Source organism: Leptolyngbya sp. Heron Island J, assembly GCF_000482245.1.
GTDB lineage: Bacteria > Cyanobacteriota > Cyanobacteriia > Phormidesmidales > Phormidesmidaceae > Leptothoe.
Window position 1 is genome coordinate 18,173 of the sequence record NZ_AWNH01000094.1, and the last position, 17,288, is coordinate 35,460.

Genomic DNA, 17,288 nt, shown 5'->3' on the forward strand with positions numbered 1-17,288 from the left:
GCAGCTGGACTATGTGGGGTTACCCAGGGTAAAACGGCCCCACCAAAAGAAAATAAGACTGATGAGAAGACACCAATCCCACCAGCGTAGCTGTAGCTGATGCCATTGCACCTGGTGGTGGTCAGGGCTGGTAAAACCGCGCACTTTCATGGCCCCAGCAATTTGCTGCGCTCGTAACAACAAGTTATCTAGCAGTCGCTCTGCTACCATGAGCCAGATTTGACTGGCATGACGCCAGCCTAGCTTGCGCCAGTTAATGGCACGAGTGCGTACAGAGCGGACAAGATTTTGGACTTCTTCTAACACGAGGGGAATAAATCGCAGCGCTAGGGTCAGGGTCAGGGCAATTTCGGTAACTGGTAGCTTAAACCATCGCAGCGGTGACATCAGTTCTTCGATGGCGGCGGTGATTTCTTCAGGCGCAGTGGTTAATAGAAATAGATTGGTGCTGTAAATCAGGGTAAACAGTAGCGTGCCAACTTTGATGGCTAATTTTAGGGACTTTTGGGTGATTTGTACCCAGTGAAGATCGACGATGATATATCGATAGCTGGTTTCCGGCAGTGTACCGATGATTTCAAAGGGGGTGTCGAGGGTTGCGATCGCATCCGGTGTCGGCCAGCGAGGCTGCGTAATCACCGCCACCCCATCAGGCATCACCATAATCAATAGAGACGCCAGGGTAAACAAAATCAGCAGTCCACCCATCTGCTGTCGCCAAACGCGCCAGGGAATCCGTGCCGTTAGGGTCAGCAGCATCAAAACAGCGACTAGGCCAATACGCCAGCTCGTATTGGCTAGGACCGGTGTCAGCAAAAAACTCAATAACCAGGCCAGTTTTACCCGCGCATCCAGACGATGCAGCCAGGTGACCGGCTGTTCCAGGTACAGGCCTATCGGTAGTGAGCGGAGTAAATCCATAGGGAAGAGGGTTAAACTTTAGTGGCCCGATTTGCGCTTTCGCGGTCGAGATCGCGAATTTTCTTACCACGCCAGATCAGGCGAATTGGAGTCCCCTCATAACCAAGGTTTTCACGAAACTGGCGTTCTATGTAACGACGATAGTTGTCAGTGAATAGTTTGGCGGAATTGACAAATAAGGTAAAAGTAGGTGGTCGCACGCTGACCTGGGTACCGTAGTAGATCCGTCCCTGTTTGCCTTGACGGGTGGTGGGTGGTGAATGCCAGCTGACGGCGTCTTCGAGCACTTCATTGACAACAGCTGTACTGACGCGACGACGATGTTGGACAACAGCTTCGTCTACCGCATCCAAAATCTTAGGCACCCGTTGACCGGTGAGGGCACTGACATATAGCCGTGTAGCCCAGTCCAAAAAGTAGATCTTGCCGCTTAGCTTTTTGTCATAATCGTAAATGGTATGGCTGTCTTTATCGATCGCGTCCCACTTGTTCACCACAATGATGCAGGCGCGACCATCGTCTTCGATCCGCCCCGCTAGTTTTTGGTCCTGCTCGGTCATGCCATCAAGGGCATCAATCACCAGTAACACCACATCAGACCGGCGGATAGCTTTAAAGGAGCGGTTAATGCTAAAAAACTCGGGACCGTAGTTAACGTTCTTCTTTTTACGAATTCCAGCGGTATCAATCAGGCGATAAATGGTTTCCTTACGCCGCACCACCATGTCAATGGTGTCGCGGGTGGTGCCTGAGATATCACTGACAATAGAGCGATTTTCGCCAACAAAGGCGTTGAGCAAACTAGATTTGCCCACATTGGGACGACCAACAATGGCGACCTTAATTTCATCATCTTCTGTCAGCTCATCGGTGGGGGGAAGATGAGTGATCAGTTCATCTAGCAGTTCGCCGGTACCATTGCCGTGGATGCCGGATACAGCATAGGGTTCCCCCAGACCCAGCTCCCAAAATTCAGCGGCTTGAATCAAACCCTGCTCTTCTGACTCACATTTATTAACAGCTAATAGCACAGGCACCGACTGCTGCCGGAGCCAGGAGGCAATTTCGCGATCGCTTTCGTTCAGACCTTCTTGGCCATCAACAACAAAGATAGCGGCTTTGGCTTCCGCTAGGGCCAACATGGCCTGCTCACGGATATAGGGTAAAAATTCGGTATCGTCATCAAAGACGAGGCCGCCGGTATCCACCACCATAAAGTCGCGGTCTTGCCAAAAGGCGGGTTGGTAGGTGCGATCGCGAGTTACGCCAGGTTGGTCATAAACAATTGCCTCCCGCGCCCCAGCCAATCGATTGACCAGGGTAGATTTGCCCACGTTAGGACGACCAATAATTGCAACTACGGGCAAAGCCATGGGGAACCGGCAGGTAAAAAGCAGACAATCATTCTAACAAGTTGTGTTAGACAGCGACTTGCTTTCCAATCGAGATTTGGCAGGTCTGCGGTAGCTACGCTTCACCAATAGCTGCGATCAAGGTTCTAGGCCAGTATGGAACTTCCTGTATGGAGATTGGCTAAATCCTGATTTTCCTTCAGTGCCCAAGCCCTGCGCACCGCTGCATCGGCATTGACCAAACCATGGCCATAGGCTGTATCTTTACCGACAGTGCCTAAATCCATGGCCGTATCAATTAAAATTTGACGAACTTCGCCACCATCTAGAGAGTCGTTGACACTCCACACCAAAGAGGCAATGCCAGCCATGTTGGGATTCGCCGCTGAGGTGCCGCTAAAGTAGTTCATATTGCCATACTTATCCATGGCAGGACTGTCGGTGGCTGCCATCAGTGTCAGGCTTTCACCATAATTAGAGTAAGAGGCTCGCCGCACGTTGCCTGCATTCATCAGGCCATTTTGCCAGGTGTTGGCCCAGTTGCCATTGGCATGACGATTTTCCAAAGCCCCAACGGCGATCACATTACTGTGGTCAGTTTGTAATCTGGCGACACCGCCGCTGGTGCCGTCGCGGACGCTGGGATTGGAGGCAGAGGTCTGATCAATGTTTATGTTGCCGTTGCCAGCTGCGATCGCAAAGACAGCAATATCCGAATTCGCAGAAATCAGCTCCTCTAATTGAGCTTGCGTCCCGCCATCGGTGAGCCAAAATTCCCCTTGAATACCCCCCTGGAAAACAACCTTTAGATTATTACGGCGGGCATAGTCTATGGTCTCTGCAATTGCCTGTTGTAGGGGAGTGCGATCGCTATTGTAAATGTCATGTACATATACAGAGCTATGCCAATTGATGCCACTTACGCCATAACCGTTGTTGGCTGCCGATGACATCACGCTAATCGCCTGATGTCCATGTCCGTTGTCTTGGAACTCATCATCATCCGTTGCATCTAAAATTAAACGGCCAGTATCAATGTCTACAACGCCATCAAATGTGCCCGGTGTCGTTAAAATGCCTGAATCAAGAGACACCAGTAGTACATCTTCAGTCCCCTGGGTAAATCGCCAAGCACTACTCACATCCGATATGTGAAGATTCCATTGCCAATCAAAATACGTATCCCTGGGCTGAACTAACAGATCCAGGCTGCCATCGTCAAAGTTCAGAAATTCAATACCTTGAAAATAAATTTCTCGACCATCCGCCAAGGTCATGTAATCAAAAGCTGTACCGCCAAAGATAGCTTGATGTGTGTTACTAGCCGAGAAGTTGGTCAGGCTCACACCATTAATGTTGGCGATATCCCCCATCTCAAGACCGTTCAACGTCAGGGTATCAGTGCCGCCACGGCCTAAAAAGACAGTACCTGTTGGAGAGAATGTATCGTAAGTGAGCGTGTCTGCCCCAAAGGTTCCCAATGTACTTAGCCAAGGCAGAATACTAATTGACTGTGATGTGGATGCAACATTGGTGCCCTGACCATCACGAGCAACTAGTCGGAAGTCATAGTCACCGGCGGTCAAACTCGTAAAATTCGCCAAATTCAGCAACTCATCCGAGAGGGATACCTCGCTCCAGGTGCCGAGTGTAGAAGTGAGGGTGTCCTCTTGCCAGGCTTCTAAATAAACCGATGAAAATGAGGAAGAAAGATCGCCCAAATCATAGTTCAACCTGAGGGCACCGTCGTCAAAAATAGTATTCAGGGTGCTGTCACCGGATGCATCGAAGAGACTAAACTCAATAACATCAGGCTTAGAACTATCGATGTCCTTGAGTTCCAGTGAGGGCGATAGCAGAGCTTGACTGTTGTTATTGCCTAATATGGGGTCAGGTTTATCCCCGAAGCTGGTTGACAAATCCTTAGCTAAATCGTTGTCCGTCACTGCTGGGGACACCCATAACTCATGGGCAATGTCACTCTCTTTAAATGCTTCAAACTCCTCGTAAATCTGTAGCTCTGTCAAAGAGTAGAGTTCAGCATCCTGGTCAGTGATGGCGCTGTCAGTTTTGTAAAAGTACTGTGAATGTTTGGAAATAGATCCTGATGTCAATAAGTCATTTTTAGCGTTAACTGCAAAGGCGTCTAACCCTGTGAGCAGGTCAGAACCTTGTTCTATAAATGTTTCCACCATCTACTTTCCGGGTTTGAAGGTAAGTTACGTGGAGTAAGTGCCGTTTGGGCCATATTCCCTTGAGGCACGCCATCAGAAGTTGATTAAAAGCAAATCCTCTACAGCCTTCGAGAGTGCTTCTGATTCCGGCTATCTCCTGAGTCCCCGAGTCGTCTTATCAAGAGATATATCTGTAAATTCCGGCAATATACAAGTTCTGGACAGCAGCCTTTACCTTTACTTGATACTCAAATATTGTTTCTGATTTAGAGGAAAATGATGTCGAGGTACAGCACGCCCCAAAATTTATGGGGTGCCCTCACCCAAAGTCCCTCGCCCGCAGGGCGAGGGACTTTGGGTGAGGGCAAAAAGCTGGACATTAATCAAGTCTGATTCCTTAGAGAATCGCTTTCATATCAGCTTTGGCTTCGTGGCGCAGCTGTTTGGCAATGCGAAATAGTTCCTGACCTGTGTGCAAATAGCTATCGTCGTAGGTATAGGTAAACCGTTCGATTTCCTCGATACCGTCTTCTAGCTGGTTGAGGCAGTAGTAGAGATTGGCTGCGACTTTGGCGGCTTGAGATGGATTGGGCATGGACTTGAACTTTTGCTTGGCCTTTTCCAGGGATTCGCGACAGTTTTCTAAATAGTCTTGAAAGACTTCCATCAGCTCATCATCGAAGGGATCGGCTGAAAGGCTTCGTACTTCTGCCTTGAGCGGACTAATGATTTTGCTGATTAAGCGGTCAATGGGGTTATAAACGCTGCGAATCCAGTGGGTTAGGGAATCATCTGCCTTTTTATTTGCCCGGCGTCGTTGCTGATATTGCGCACTAATGTCGCTAGCGCGTTGGGCCCTGCCTCCATCCCGCTGGGCATCGTAGCGTCTCCGTGCTGCAGGATCGCCTAAAATCTCATAAGCAGCATTAATTCTGGCAATATGCTCATGATCACTATTTTCATCGGCCCGACTATCGGGATGGTGTTGTTTAGCCAAGCGATGATATGCCCGTTTAATGTCAGCCTGGCTAGCCGATTCGGGCAGTTCTAAGGTTTGGTAATGATTGGAGGTTGCCATGGCTGGTGTGAGATCCAGCTTTCATTTTATGGGGAAAGCTTACCCTTGAGCGGGCTGACAGACTGGACAATAGTAAAACCGTCGACTGCTGGCAAAGTCTTTTACAATCGGTGTTGTGCAAACTCGGCAAGGTTGACCAGCGCGGCTAAAGACCCAGTGGCGGTATTGCGATCGCTTTTGCCCCTGTGCTTTGAGCTGATTGGCCAGGTCTAAATCATTGGTAATACCGTTGTATCGATAAGACTGATAAGGAATGGCCGTACTGGCTTCGGCCAAGGCTTCTAGCTGAGCATCACTACAGTCGATCGGGCGCAGCCGAGGGTGAAGGCGGGCTGTATAGAGGATTTCACTGCGCAGATAGTTACCGATGCCAGCTAAAAAATGTTGATCTAAATATAAGGTGGTGAACTGTCGGCGCTGATGTTGTTTGGCGGTGAGTAGTTCAAGAATGTGATCAGGTCGGAGGGTTGGGTTGAGGACATCGGGCCCCAGCTTGCTTAAAAACGGGTGGTTGGGAATTTGCTCAGGGGTGAGCACTTCAATATCAGAGGCGCTGTAGAGCAGGGCGGATTTTTGGGCGTTATGGATGGCGAGTCGTAACTGGCGTTTGGTGGCTGGATAATTGTGGGCGTTGCGCACCATCCAAACACCGTAGAGTTGGTTATGGCTATAAATGCTCAGCTCGTTATCAAAGTGAATTAGCAGGGCTTTGCCACGGGTTTCAACCTGACGTACTTTTTGGCCAGTGAGGGTGCTTTCGTAGGGTTTTAGATGCTCAAAGGCAAAGAAGACTTTGTCGGTAACTTTGGCTTTGACAGCACGCTCGATTTTATCGGCGGCTTTTCGGATTTCGGGGCCTTCGGGCATGGGTTTGGGTCATTCTTTGTGCCACAGCTTAATAGTTTTATCAGAGCTGGCGCTGGCCATGTACTGACCGTTGGGGTGAATTGCGATCGCAGTGACCGAATTGCCATGGTCTGTGAAGGTTTCCACTAGCTCACCAGTTTTGGTATCCCACACCTTGATACAGCTGTCACCACCTGCGCTCACAACTGTGCGCTGATTGGGTGCGATCGCAACCGCATTAATCTCCCGTGTATGCCCTTTGAGTGTGTGGATCAAATTTCCCGAACGCAGGCTCCACAGCTTAATACAACGATCCTTACTAGCACTTACAATCAAGCGCCCATCAGCACTAATTGCAATATCATTAATCGAATTAAGATGACCCGACAGCACTCGAAACACTTCACCAGTGCCAAGCTGCCAGAGCCGAATCTTATTATCAAAGCCACCGCTGACCACCAGTTCTTCATCCGGAGAAATATCTACACAGCGGATCATGCCTGCATTGCCCGACAGCACCTTAGCCAGCTTTCCCTGCTCCAAATTCCACACCCCAACGGTGCGATCTTCGCTACCACTGATTAATAATGATCCCCGTCGACCAATAGCGACCGATGTAACATCGTGACGATGTCCTTTCAGGATGTGCAACAGTTGGCCAGTGCCTGCATTCCACACACGAATGGTGTCGTCATCACTGCAGCTGGCCAAGACCTGACCCCGAGGACTAAAAGCAAGGCCATTAATGCCACGAGCGTGACCTGTTAGCGATGTTGTTAAGGTACCAGTACTAATATCCCAGAGATTAACAGTGTCATCTAAGCCCCCACTGGCCAGCACCATGTACTTTGGATTAAACGCCACAGCAGATACCCACGAATTGTGTCCTTCCAGCGTGTGGGTACATACCCAGTGAGATGGTCCGCTAAGAGGACCAGAAGATTGTGACCTGGTGGTCATGCCGCTACTGGTCATGCCGCTACTGGTCATGCCAGAAATACGGCTGCTAGGCGAACCCAATGACGAACCTGTCGACGGTCGTCCTAGACTCATTGGTCCAGAAGGAATACCGGAGACTGGTCCAGATTGGCCTTTAGATACAGGCCCAGATTTTCTGCCCGAAATTGGTCTAGATTGACCTTTAGATACAGGCCCAGATTTTCTACCTGAGAACGGCTTAGACTGACCTTTAGATACAGGCCCAGAACGTCTTCTGTTGGGAGCTGGTCCAGACTGGGGATGGGCAGGTCCAGGCCCAGGCTTAGCCTGAGAGATGGGCCTAGCTCCAGATGAGCGATTGGGTGGGGCCGTAGGTGGATGCTCTTGTCCAAACTGTGGGTCAAATTCTTGATTAATTAGTTGCTCACTTAAATTGCGGCTAACATCTTGACCAGTACTGATGGCGTCAGACATCAAACCGGCATCTTGAGGACGCTGTCGAGTCCAGCCAGGTACCGATCGATGGTAAGCAGGCAACGCCTCTAATTCCTGTATAACTTCGGCTGCTGAACGATAACGCTCATTAATAAAATCCTTCAGCATTCGATCTAAGATCGCAGCCAGTTCAGGGGTTGCGGGGCGACCTGCCGCAGTCAAATGTTCTTGCCACAGCCAACGTCCTTCCAGAGGGCTGTAAAGCTTTTCAGGTTTGCGTCCTGTCATCAGACAGATGCAAGTGGCACCCAGGCTATAAAGGTCGCTCGATGGGTAAGCTTCACCACTGCGCAACTGTTCGATGGGCGAATACCCTTCAGTGCCAATGCGCGTACCGGTGTGATTCTTTTTGTCTGATAGCGATACCTCAAGCTGCTTAGCAATGCCAAAATCAATCAGCACCGGTTTGTTGTCCGGTTGGCGGCTAATGATATTGGTTGGGTTAATATCCCGATGCACCACATTGCGATCGTGAATGAACTGCAGCACTGGCAGTAGATAGTGCAATAAGCTGCGCACCTTCCCCTCATCAAAAGGCCCTTCTTTTTTGACCTCCTGCAGTAGGGTATTACCCTTAATCTCCTGCTGCACCAGATAAAAATTTCCCTGTTGCTCAAAGTAGGCCAGAAGAGATGGAATCTGTGGATGTTCTCCCAGCTCATTCAAACGCACCGCTTCCTGGTTAAACAGGGTGAGCGCTTTATCAAAGGTTTTATTGCTAGCCTGACGAGCAAATTGCTTAATTACACAGCGTGTATTCAGCCGATCGATGTCTTCCGCCAGATATGTTTTCCCAAACCCTCCTTGTCCTAGCGGTTTGATCGGCCGATAGCGATTGCGGAGCAACTCTGCCAGAGGACTGCCACACGATTGACACACAGTTACCCCATCAGGGTTTACCGGCACCAAACAATCAGGATTTAAACAGCAGATCATTTCAGCAGGTAGGACGGCTAACGGTGACGCAAGTGGGAACGCTACTCTACTTTACCTATCAACCTATCTTTAGGGGGGGTGATTTTGGCATTGGAGTCAGTAATTTCCCGGGAGCAACGAAATATTCCCTCTCAGTCGTATTATTTCTTAATAAAAGCATCACTTAAGCCAAAAAAAGTCAGCCTTTGCGGATAATGAAAACTACAGTGACAAAAAAATAGTCTATTTCGTCTATGTAGTCCGCGTATGGGGCGTGACAGCTGAGCACTGACCCGTTAGAAGTTATTATTGGGACATTTCAGATATGGCCTTTCACAACAACGCCTATTTCATATGACTGACTTCAGTACTTCAGGGGTACGCCGCATCTTAGTGTTGGGCGGCACAGGTACGATTGGTCGTGCTGTAGTCGCCACGTTGGTAAAGCGCGGTCACGAAGTTGTCTGTATCGCTCGACCAAAAGCTGGTAGCGGCGGTAAGTTAACCCAGGAGAAAATCGCTCGCCTTTTGGCAGGTGCCAAGGTGCTTTTCGGTGACGTTACGAATACTACGTTTCTGACCGAGCAGGTTTTCTGTGAACAACAGTTTGATGCGGTAGTGTCATGCTTGGCATCGCGGACGGGTGAGCCAAAAGATGCCTGGGCCATCGACTATCAAGCTCATGCCGACGTTTTATCCTTGGCGAAAGAATCCGGGGTGACGCAGGTAGTACTTTTGTCTGCGATCTGTGTGCAAAAGCCGCGACTTGTGTTTCAGCATGCCAAGCTCAAGTTTGAAAAGGAGCTAGTAGAGTCGGGGTTGACCTATTCTATCGTTCGACCGACTGCATACTTTAAATCGCTTGTTGGCCAGGTGGATCGGGTGAAGAAGGGGCAGCCTTTTTTACTTTTTGGTGACGGCAAGCTGACCGCTTGCAAGCCGATCAGCGATGCTGATTTAGCAGAGTATATGGCGGATTGTTTGGAAGACGTTTCACTACAGAACAAAATTCTGCCCATCGGCGGACCGGGGCCAGCAATTACGCTATTGGACCAGGGAGAATATCTTTTCAAGATATTGGATCGCAAGCCATGCTTTAAGAGCGTACCGGCTTCGTTATTGAGCTGGGTAGCTTCAATTTTGGATGGTCTGGGTAAGATTGTGCCACCGTTGGCTGCAAAGGCTGAGCTAGCACGGATTGGACATTACTATGCAACGGAATCGATGTTAGTGCTCAATTCCGAGACGGGGCTATACGATGCTGATGCCACACCTGAGACAGGTAGCGATACGCTATTTGAGTACTTGCAGCGCCTTGTTGACGGTAGTGAAACGGCTGATCGTGTTGATTACGACTTGTTTTAAAGACTCATTAGTTTTCAAGACCTCGTGTCAATTTGTCGATATGCCATACCTTAGTCAGCTAGAAACTCAGTCAGTGATGTCGAAGGGCGATCGCAAACAGGCGGTGCAAACCAGTATTTCTGTTTACGATAAAAGAGCATGTACCTGGTGATGCTAAAAAGATTGTTGAGCAATACACATTGCCTGATGAGTAAACTAGCTCGATGAGAATTTTATTGGTTGATGATGAGGTGGAGCTGACTGAACCGCTGAGTCGGGTGCTACAGCGGGAGGGCTATAACGTCAAGATAGCCCATGATGGAGAGACAGGCTATAAACTGGCGGTTGATGGTGAGTTTGACTTGCTGATTCTGGATTGGATGATGCCAGGACTTAGCGGGTTAGAGATGTGTCGAAAGTTGAGAGAGCACCACCTCACCACTCCAGTGCTTTTTCTCACTGCCAAAGACACCCTCGATGATCGAGTAGAAGGTCTGGATGCCGGTGCAGATGACTATCTGGTCAAACCCTTTGAACTGCGAGAGCTATTAGCTCGGGTGCGGGCACTATTGCGGCGTCCACCGATTCGAGAAGAGGTTCCAACAACAATACTGCAGTATCGAGACTTAACCCTGGATAGCGCTAACCAAATTGCTAAGCGGGGTGGTGATATCCTGCCTGAACGAACGATCGAGCTATCAGAAAAAGAATCTCAGATTCTTAGCTATCTGATGCAATATCCGGATCAGCTGCTTACCCATCAGCAAATTTACGATACTGTCTGGGGTACGAGTGCGCAGCCCAGCAGTAATGCTCTGGCGGCTCAGATGCGTTTGTTGCGGCGAAAAGTTGAGCATAACGGCGAGACAACTTTAATCCATACGGTTTATGGCAAAGGTTATCGGTTTGGGTCACCGTCGGAGTCTGTGTAACGACATGGGATTTCGTTAGCGAATCTAGTGGTTGATTGCTGACTACAACAAAGTGACTACGCTCTAACAGCTATTCACCATTAATCCACCTACACTTACATTGAGACTTTCTGGTTACCTTCTAGGAACAGGACAGTATCCAGAAAATTCGATATGCATTATGGGTATACAGCAAAGTTCTAGCTGATTAATTTTTCTCAGTTACCCTATCATTATTAATTACTAAAAACTTCAGCAGTCTTTAGTAGAAAAAAGTTCTCAAAGGTTGGTAATTGGTTAATGTCTAAAATTAAACAAACACTGATAACCAAACAAGCTTTTATTTTCTTTATCTATGTAATCCTTATTCTTGATGTTGCATATAGAGTTTGGAATCGCAGTGACACGATTTTAGACTGGCAACTTGTGACAATTTTAGGGCTATTGACTTTTGCAATACTGGGGGACCGGATAAGTGAGTTCATCATAGGTAGGGAAGGAATTACTCTCAAACAAAATATTGATATCCAAGTTCTTGAAGTCAAGAAAGATACAGAGGATCTTCAATTAATCAATGAGACTGGAAATGCTAGATATATAGACGGTTTACTAAAAAGAGCTATGAGCTCAGACCGTGATGTTTGGTCAAAACTTATAATTTACAGGCTTTCCCTACGCGCCCTTGCTCGTCAAATATGTAAAGACCAGGGAATGTATCTTGGAGATTGTCCATCCCTTACCAGCATGATTAATTTTATGAAAGAAAAGGATTTGATCACTGCTCAATTCAAGCGTGATCTAAACTTTATGAAATCCTCAACCTTTTTCTTTGAGTGGGGCACAGGAACTCCACCTACTGTAGAGGAAATTCGACGAGTATTAGATATAGCGCCTCAAGTTCTAAAGTATTTGGAGTATATGATTGAGGATCAGAGACAAGCTACATAATTTTAAATCATTAAGGTATGACACAGTGACTGAATAGTCGGTGGAGAAGAGAGTGAGGCTATGAAAGTTCAAAAGATTGCTGCTTTTTCAGATGGTAATACGTGAGGAAATCCTGCTGGGGTTGTTATTTCTGAAAGTCATCCCAGTGATGCGGAAATGAAAAAGATTGCGGCTGAAGTGGGATTTTCAGAAACAGTGTTTGCTGCACCTGTTGGGGATGCATTTCGGGTCCGTTACTTTTCTCCTGAGTCTGAAGTGCCCTTTTGTGGTCATGCCACTATTGCCTTGGGCGCAGCGCTGGTTATGGAGCAGGGAGATACTACGTTTCCGCTAATACTCAACGATGCTGAAATCACAGTTGAAGGTCATCAGCATGATGGTGTTATTTCTGCTGCCCTGCAGTCACCACCAACCCATAGTGCAGAAGCATTGCCTCGGTTAGTTGCCGATACCCTGGTCCTATTTGGCTATACTCATGACGATTTAGACCCTAATATTCCACCGGCTCGGATCAATGGCGGTGCCGAACATTTGGTGTTAGGGCTAAAAACACGAGAAGCGCTTGCTGCTATGAAATACGATCTTGCTTCAGGTCGGGATTTCATGAATCAAGAAGGATTAGTGACTATTACGTTGGTGTATGCAGAAACCTCTCAACGGTTTCATACCCGTAATCCTTCTGCATCGGGGGGTGTCTATGAAGATCCGGCAACGGGGGCTGCCACGGCTGCGTTTGCTGGCTATCTGCGGGATATTGGATGGCCCCACAACGGTGTTATTAATATTGTGCAAGGTGAGGATATGGGGATGCGATCGCTACTCAAAGCAGAAATCCCTCCAGAACCCGGCAGCTCCATCCGTATTTCTGGCACAGCCAGATTAATGGCAAGCTAAGGCTCCAACTTTTTGCTATGAGGCATTCAACAAGCTAGCTTAGGGATCTGCGGCGAAATAATACCCCCAGTCAATCCGGTTTCGACTTCGCTCAACGTACCTTGTTTGATATTCAGCTTGTACTTGAGTGATGCTTTTGTAATCGCTGCAAGCCATGGCTAAATAAAGACATCAAGTGGTTGAACCGTCGCTGTATGTCCTTATTCTAGCTAAGGACTTAACTCTCATTCCCGGCTTTGCAGCAGCTAGATTTAGTTGTACCGTAAGCTTCTTCTGAACGAAGTCGTTGGCATAGCCTCCCCATAGGGAATAGGGGGGCTGAACGAAATAGTTGGCTGAGCGAAGTCGAAGCCAACGATGTCTGAGACGATTACATCAATCACGCTGATAGTTTATTGGTTTATTCAGCTGTGGGCATGTCCTCGCCATGGTCCATGCCGCCGTGACCACTGTGATCCATCATCAGCTCCATACTAGATGGACCCGCTGCCTTGATCCCCATGGATACCAATCCAGACGTTAACAAGCCCATAGATACTAGACCTGTAGAAAGTACGCCCATGGAAATGAGACCGATGGAGACGATGCCATGGGCAATGACGCCAATGGAAATGACCCCATGAGCGGAGACCCCGACCGCAATGAAGCCATGAGCACCAATACCCATTGAGAAGAACTTCTTTTTCTTGGGAGGGCTTAAAGGCTGTGTACTGGTAGAACTGTCTATCACAGGTCAACGAATTAAATAGCTTTGCGATATTAATTCGCTAAGCTGCGGTCTGTCAAAAGACAGGCTGTCGTAGAAGCTGAAACCTTGATTTATCAACCCTTTACGCCACTGCTGGTTTCGCTAGGAACGATATAGCGCTGCATAATTACAAAGAAGAGCAAAATCGGAGCTGTAGCGATGACAGAGCCTGCTGCAATTAAGCGCCAATCGAGGGAAAAACTGCCAGCTAAGCGGGCGACACCTAGGGGCAGGGTGTAATATTCAGGCCGGTTGAGTACCAATAGCGGCCAGAGAAAATCGCTCCAGGAGCCGATAAAAACAAAAATGGCCAGGGTGACCAGGGCCGGACGCACCGACGGAATCATGATGTGCCACCAGATGCCTAATTCTGAGCAACCATCAATCCGTGAAGCTTCTTCGAGTTCTTTGGGGACATTTTGAAAAGCCTGACGCATCAGAAAAATGCCAAATGCGGAGGCAATCGATGGAAAAATAACCCCTAGATAGCTGTTGGTAAGACCCAGCTGTACGGTGAGGATGTACAGCGGAATCATCACGATTTGAAATGGAATGAGAATTGTGGTGACTATCAGTGAAAAGAGCAGCTCACGTCCGCGAAAGGTCAGTCTGGCTAAGGGATAGGCGGCCAGGGAACAGAACGTCAGATTCAGCACTACCGTAATGACAGCGATCAGGGTGCTGTTGAAAAAGTAACGACCAAAGGGATTGGTCTGCCAGACGTTGACAAAGTTGCTAAAGGTGGGCTGCTGGGGGATAAACCGGGGTGGAAATTCAAAGATGTTTTCGGTGCCTGATTTGAAGGCGGTGCTGATTAGCCAGAGGAGGGGGAGCAGCATTGAGATCGCAATTCCCCCTAAAAGCGCGTACGTTAGCACCACTTCCCACCAACGCTTTTGCTTCAGCATCGCCTATCCCCTAGCCAAATGAGCGGTTTTGCATCAGCCAAAAACCGGCAAAGGACTCCGAGTCCGGATTATCCTGAACAGCCACAAAGTGTACCTGATTCGCCTGTTCCTTAGCAGCCATAAAGCGCTCAGCTTCTTGCTTCAGCTCAGGTCGATTCAACCCAGCCATAATCCAGGTATCGTTACTGCCAGTTTCCAACAACAGCTGTGATATGTCCCCGATTTGCACATCCAAATAAGCCAGCTCCAGCCCTGATATCCAGCCGGCCAGAGGCAGCGCCCGCTCCGAAAAAATCAGAATGCCAGGCACCATCGTATCGGGAGTAATACCAGCAAGTTCTAGGGGAAATGCATCGCTAAAGCCAATGTCCCACTCAGGCATATCAACAAACTCCTTCGCCGGTAAGCTGACCATGGCCCAGCGCTCCCCCATCAAGGCATCTGGCAATGGCCGAGCCGCTTCTGTCGGCTGCACCGTTGATGCTGATTTCCCCTCCTGATAACCAGGCTGCTGTGGGTAAAAATTCTCCCGACGGTCGTCAAGCCAGGTTTGTAGGGTCAGAGCCCGACGACTCAGACGAGCAGAGATACCCAGCTCCTCGCAGGCTCGCTTGATCATGTTCTGCATCTGATAACGAAAGAATCGAATCCGAGTAGGAGATTCTTCTGCTTGTGCAATGGCCTCTTCAATAGCCTGCTTCAACTCGATGGAGTTTATCTGCTTATTCGACAGAAACTTACTGTAGCGAACATTGGGACTATCAGTCACCGACTGAGCCCCATCACAGATGAGTACTTCCCATCGTTTCTTTTGATTTTCATCTAAAATCGGGCGCGAGTAAAAGTCTAGTTCCCATACGCTACCCATTAGCTATCTTGCTCCGCCAGTAGTTTGCCTGGATCTGCAGCTCGTTCAGGAGCCTCAGCCATTAGCTTATCAGCTTCTTTGAGAATCTCACCGGGATACTTTTCTAGGACTTTTGTGGAAAGGCTAATCCGTCCTTTCTCTTCGTCTAAATTGAGCACTACCGCTTTGACGGGCTGGCCCACTTCAAAAACATCACCAATAGAAGGGACAAAACTCTTACTAATTTGTTTGACGTGGAGTAACCCCCGCACCCCATCAAAGTCAACAAATACGCCAAAGGGCTTGATGGAACCGACTTTGCCATCAATCAGCTGACCGGGATTTAACTGTCCCAAAGCAGCGGTACGGGCTGCATTACGATTCGAAAGAACCAGCTTGTTGTTTTCTTCGTTAACTTCTAAAAATGCGACGGAAATGGTTTGCCCTACCAGGGTGGTCAAATCTTCAGGAGGGTTGACCAGATGAGAGCGAGGAACAAAGCCGCGCAGACCCTCCACATCGGCAATGACGCCACCCTTATTGGTGCCAGTGACAGTAACATCAAGAATGTCCTTGTTGGCCTCGCGCTGAACTAGCTGAGCCCAGACCTCCTTAATTTCTAGTTTGCGAATGGATAAAATTACCTGACCATTAGCATCCTGGTCCCGCACAATCAGAAACTGTCGTTCGCTGCCGATGGGCACAGCGTCTGTAAGGGGGATACTAGAGTCTACAGATGCTTCACGGGCTGGAAGAAAGGCCGCTGCTTTACCACCAATGTCTATGTAAGCGCCATCATCAGTATGGCTATCCACCTTGCCAGTAACAATTGCTCCCTTCTGGAAGTTAAAGTCATGTTGGTCAAGGGCTTTGAGAAAATCGTCAGCAGAAAAAGTCAACGGTCTATGGCCTGTCAGGACAGGCTCCCATAAAAAAAGTCAGTTTTCCAAGTTTAAGTCAATTTTCACTCAGCGAAATCTTAAATTTTAGCAACGACGTGGGTTGGGTTGAGCCACTGGGTTTGCCCTGTAAGCCTTCATAGAAAACGTCAAACCCAACTTGTAACACGTCAGCAGGTCACGATTGCAGCCAAGGCAACGGATACGAGCCATCCTTCATCCACCAATCTTCTCCGCAAACAACGCCTTTACCTTCTCCCAGGCATCAGCTGCCGCATCAGAGTTATAGCTACCACGTCGGTCGCAGAAAAACCCATGACCTGCGCCTTCGTATTCAAAAATTTTGTAGTCAATCTTCGCTTGTTGTAAAGTCGAGCGAATTTGCTCAACAGCGGTAGCCGGAATCGAGGCATCTTCGGTACCAAAAAAACAGTGCAGGGTGCCAGTAATCTGCGGCGTTCGGTCCAGGGCAACGGGGCCAGGACCAAAGGCCGTGTCGGGAATGCCTGCGCCGTAAAAAGATGCGATCGCACTCGTATCCTGCAACGTCGCTGCCAGATATGCCACATGACCCCCAAAGCAAAAGCCAATGCAGCCCACACCGCCAGCCTTTACCTGGGGTAGCGTTTTAGCGTAATCAATTGTGGCTTGAATATCGCTCAGTAGCTCATCAGCTTTGGTTTGCACCTTACACTGTCGCCCCACTTGAATATCTTCAGGCGTGTAGCCAGTCTCAAAACCAGGAGCCTGGCGATGATACAGGGCCGGGGCCAGGGCGATATATCCTGCCCTGGCAATGCGTTCAGTGATGTCGCGGATGTGGCCATTGACGCCAAAAATTTCCTGTAGCACAACCACTGCGCCAAACGGACCATTCCCTGCAGGCATGGCCATATATACCGGCAGAGTAATATCGCTGCTTGTGACCTCAATGGTTCTAGTTTCAATCTTGGGCGGGGTCATGGTTCCAGTGTTGATGTCACCGCTATTATTCTGCATCCAGTGTATTTACAGTACCTATGACTACTGTGAATTTTTGTGTTCTATGCCAGTTAAATGACAATTGTCA

Annotated in this window: 14 protein-coding genes and 1 pseudogene; 4 read left to right on the forward strand and 11 right to left on the reverse strand. The window is 48.6% G+C overall.

Annotated elements, in window-relative coordinates; genetic code table 11:
- Nucleotides 1-9: 9 nt before the first annotated feature.
- From N836_RS64300 to N836_RS64325, 6 genes are all read right to left on the reverse strand, one after another.
- A complete protein-coding gene (locus N836_RS64300; RefSeq protein WP_023075385.1) occupies nucleotides 10-921 on the reverse strand; it encodes an energy-coupling factor transporter transmembrane component T family protein in 912 nt (303 codons plus the stop codon).
- Between the two features lie 11 nt (nucleotides 922-932).
- Nucleotides 933-2,294, reverse strand: coding sequence for a ribosome biogenesis GTPase Der (gene der, locus N836_RS64305; RefSeq protein ID WP_023075386.1), 1,362 nt, complete (start codon nucleotides 2,292-2,294; stop codon nucleotides 933-935).
- A gap of 125 nt (nucleotides 2,295-2,419) precedes the next feature.
- A complete protein-coding gene (locus tag N836_RS64310; RefSeq protein WP_023075387.1) occupies nucleotides 2,420-4,468 on the reverse strand; it encodes a S8 family serine peptidase in 2,049 nt (682 codons plus the stop codon).
- A gap of 376 nt (nucleotides 4,469-4,844) precedes the next feature.
- Nucleotides 4,845-5,525 carry a J domain-containing protein gene (locus tag N836_RS64315; protein WP_023075388.1) on the reverse strand — a complete coding sequence of 227 codons (681 nt, stop codon included), beginning with the start codon at nucleotides 5,523-5,525 and terminating at the stop codon, nucleotides 4,845-4,847.
- 39 nt (nucleotides 5,526-5,564) lie between these two features.
- Complete coding sequence (gene nei / locus N836_RS64320) at nucleotides 5,565-6,392, reverse strand: endonuclease VIII (RefSeq protein WP_023075389.1); 828 nt, start codon at nucleotides 6,390-6,392, stop codon at nucleotides 5,565-5,567.
- Between the two features lie 9 nt (nucleotides 6,393-6,401).
- Nucleotides 6,402-8,741 carry a serine/threonine-protein kinase gene (locus tag N836_RS64325; RefSeq protein ID WP_023075390.1) on the reverse strand — a complete coding sequence of 780 codons (2,340 nt, stop codon included), beginning with the start codon at nucleotides 8,739-8,741 and terminating at the stop codon, nucleotides 6,402-6,404.
- 333 nt (nucleotides 8,742-9,074) lie between these two features.
- Here N836_RS64325 and N836_RS64330 point away from each other — a divergent pair, with 333 nt between their 5' ends.
- The 4 genes and pseudogenes from N836_RS64330 to N836_RS64345 all read left to right on the forward strand — a co-directional run.
- Nucleotides 9,075-10,085, forward strand: coding sequence for an NAD(P)H-binding protein (locus tag N836_RS64330; RefSeq protein ID WP_023075391.1), 1,011 nt, complete (start codon nucleotides 9,075-9,077; stop codon nucleotides 10,083-10,085).
- A 203-nt stretch (nucleotides 10,086-10,288) separates the two neighbouring features.
- Entirely contained in the window at nucleotides 10,289-10,996 is a 708-nt protein-coding gene (gene rppA, locus N836_RS64335; protein WP_023075392.1) for a two-component system response regulator RppA, read from the forward strand.
- A 279-nt stretch (nucleotides 10,997-11,275) separates the two neighbouring features.
- Entirely contained in the window at nucleotides 11,276-11,923 is a 648-nt protein-coding gene (locus N836_RS64340; RefSeq protein WP_023075393.1) for a hypothetical protein, read from the forward strand.
- A gap of 117 nt (nucleotides 11,924-12,040) precedes the next feature.
- Nucleotides 12,041-12,817: pseudogene (locus N836_RS64345) on the forward strand (PhzF family phenazine biosynthesis protein); the annotation flags it as partial.
- 400 nt (nucleotides 12,818-13,217) lie between these two features.
- Here the strand turns inward: N836_RS64345 and N836_RS64350 are convergent.
- The 5 genes from N836_RS64350 to N836_RS64370 form a co-directional block, all read right to left on the reverse strand.
- Nucleotides 13,218-13,547: a copper resistance protein gene (locus N836_RS64350; RefSeq protein ID WP_031293843.1), complete on the reverse strand. Its 330-nt coding sequence runs from the start codon at nucleotides 13,545-13,547 to the stop codon at nucleotides 13,218-13,220.
- A 92-nt stretch (nucleotides 13,548-13,639) separates the two neighbouring features.
- Nucleotides 13,640-14,473, reverse strand: a complete 834-nt coding sequence (locus tag N836_RS64355; RefSeq protein WP_023075396.1) for a carbohydrate ABC transporter permease — start codon at nucleotides 14,471-14,473, stop codon at nucleotides 13,640-13,642.
- A 10-nt stretch (nucleotides 14,474-14,483) separates the two neighbouring features.
- A complete protein-coding gene (locus N836_RS64360) occupies nucleotides 14,484-15,341 on the reverse strand; it encodes a Tab2/Atab2 family RNA-binding protein (RefSeq protein ID WP_023075397.1) in 858 nt (285 codons plus the stop codon).
- Complete coding sequence (locus N836_RS64365; RefSeq protein ID WP_023075398.1) at nucleotides 15,341-16,219, reverse strand: S1 RNA-binding domain-containing protein; 879 nt, start codon at nucleotides 16,217-16,219, stop codon at nucleotides 15,341-15,343. Before N836_RS64365 ends, N836_RS64360 begins: the two co-directional genes overlap by 1 nt.
- Before the next feature lie 216 nt (nucleotides 16,220-16,435).
- Nucleotides 16,436-17,182, reverse strand: coding sequence for a dienelactone hydrolase family protein (locus N836_RS64370; protein ID WP_031293844.1), 747 nt, complete (start codon nucleotides 17,180-17,182; stop codon nucleotides 16,436-16,438).
- Nucleotides 17,183-17,288: the final 106 nt, after the last annotated feature.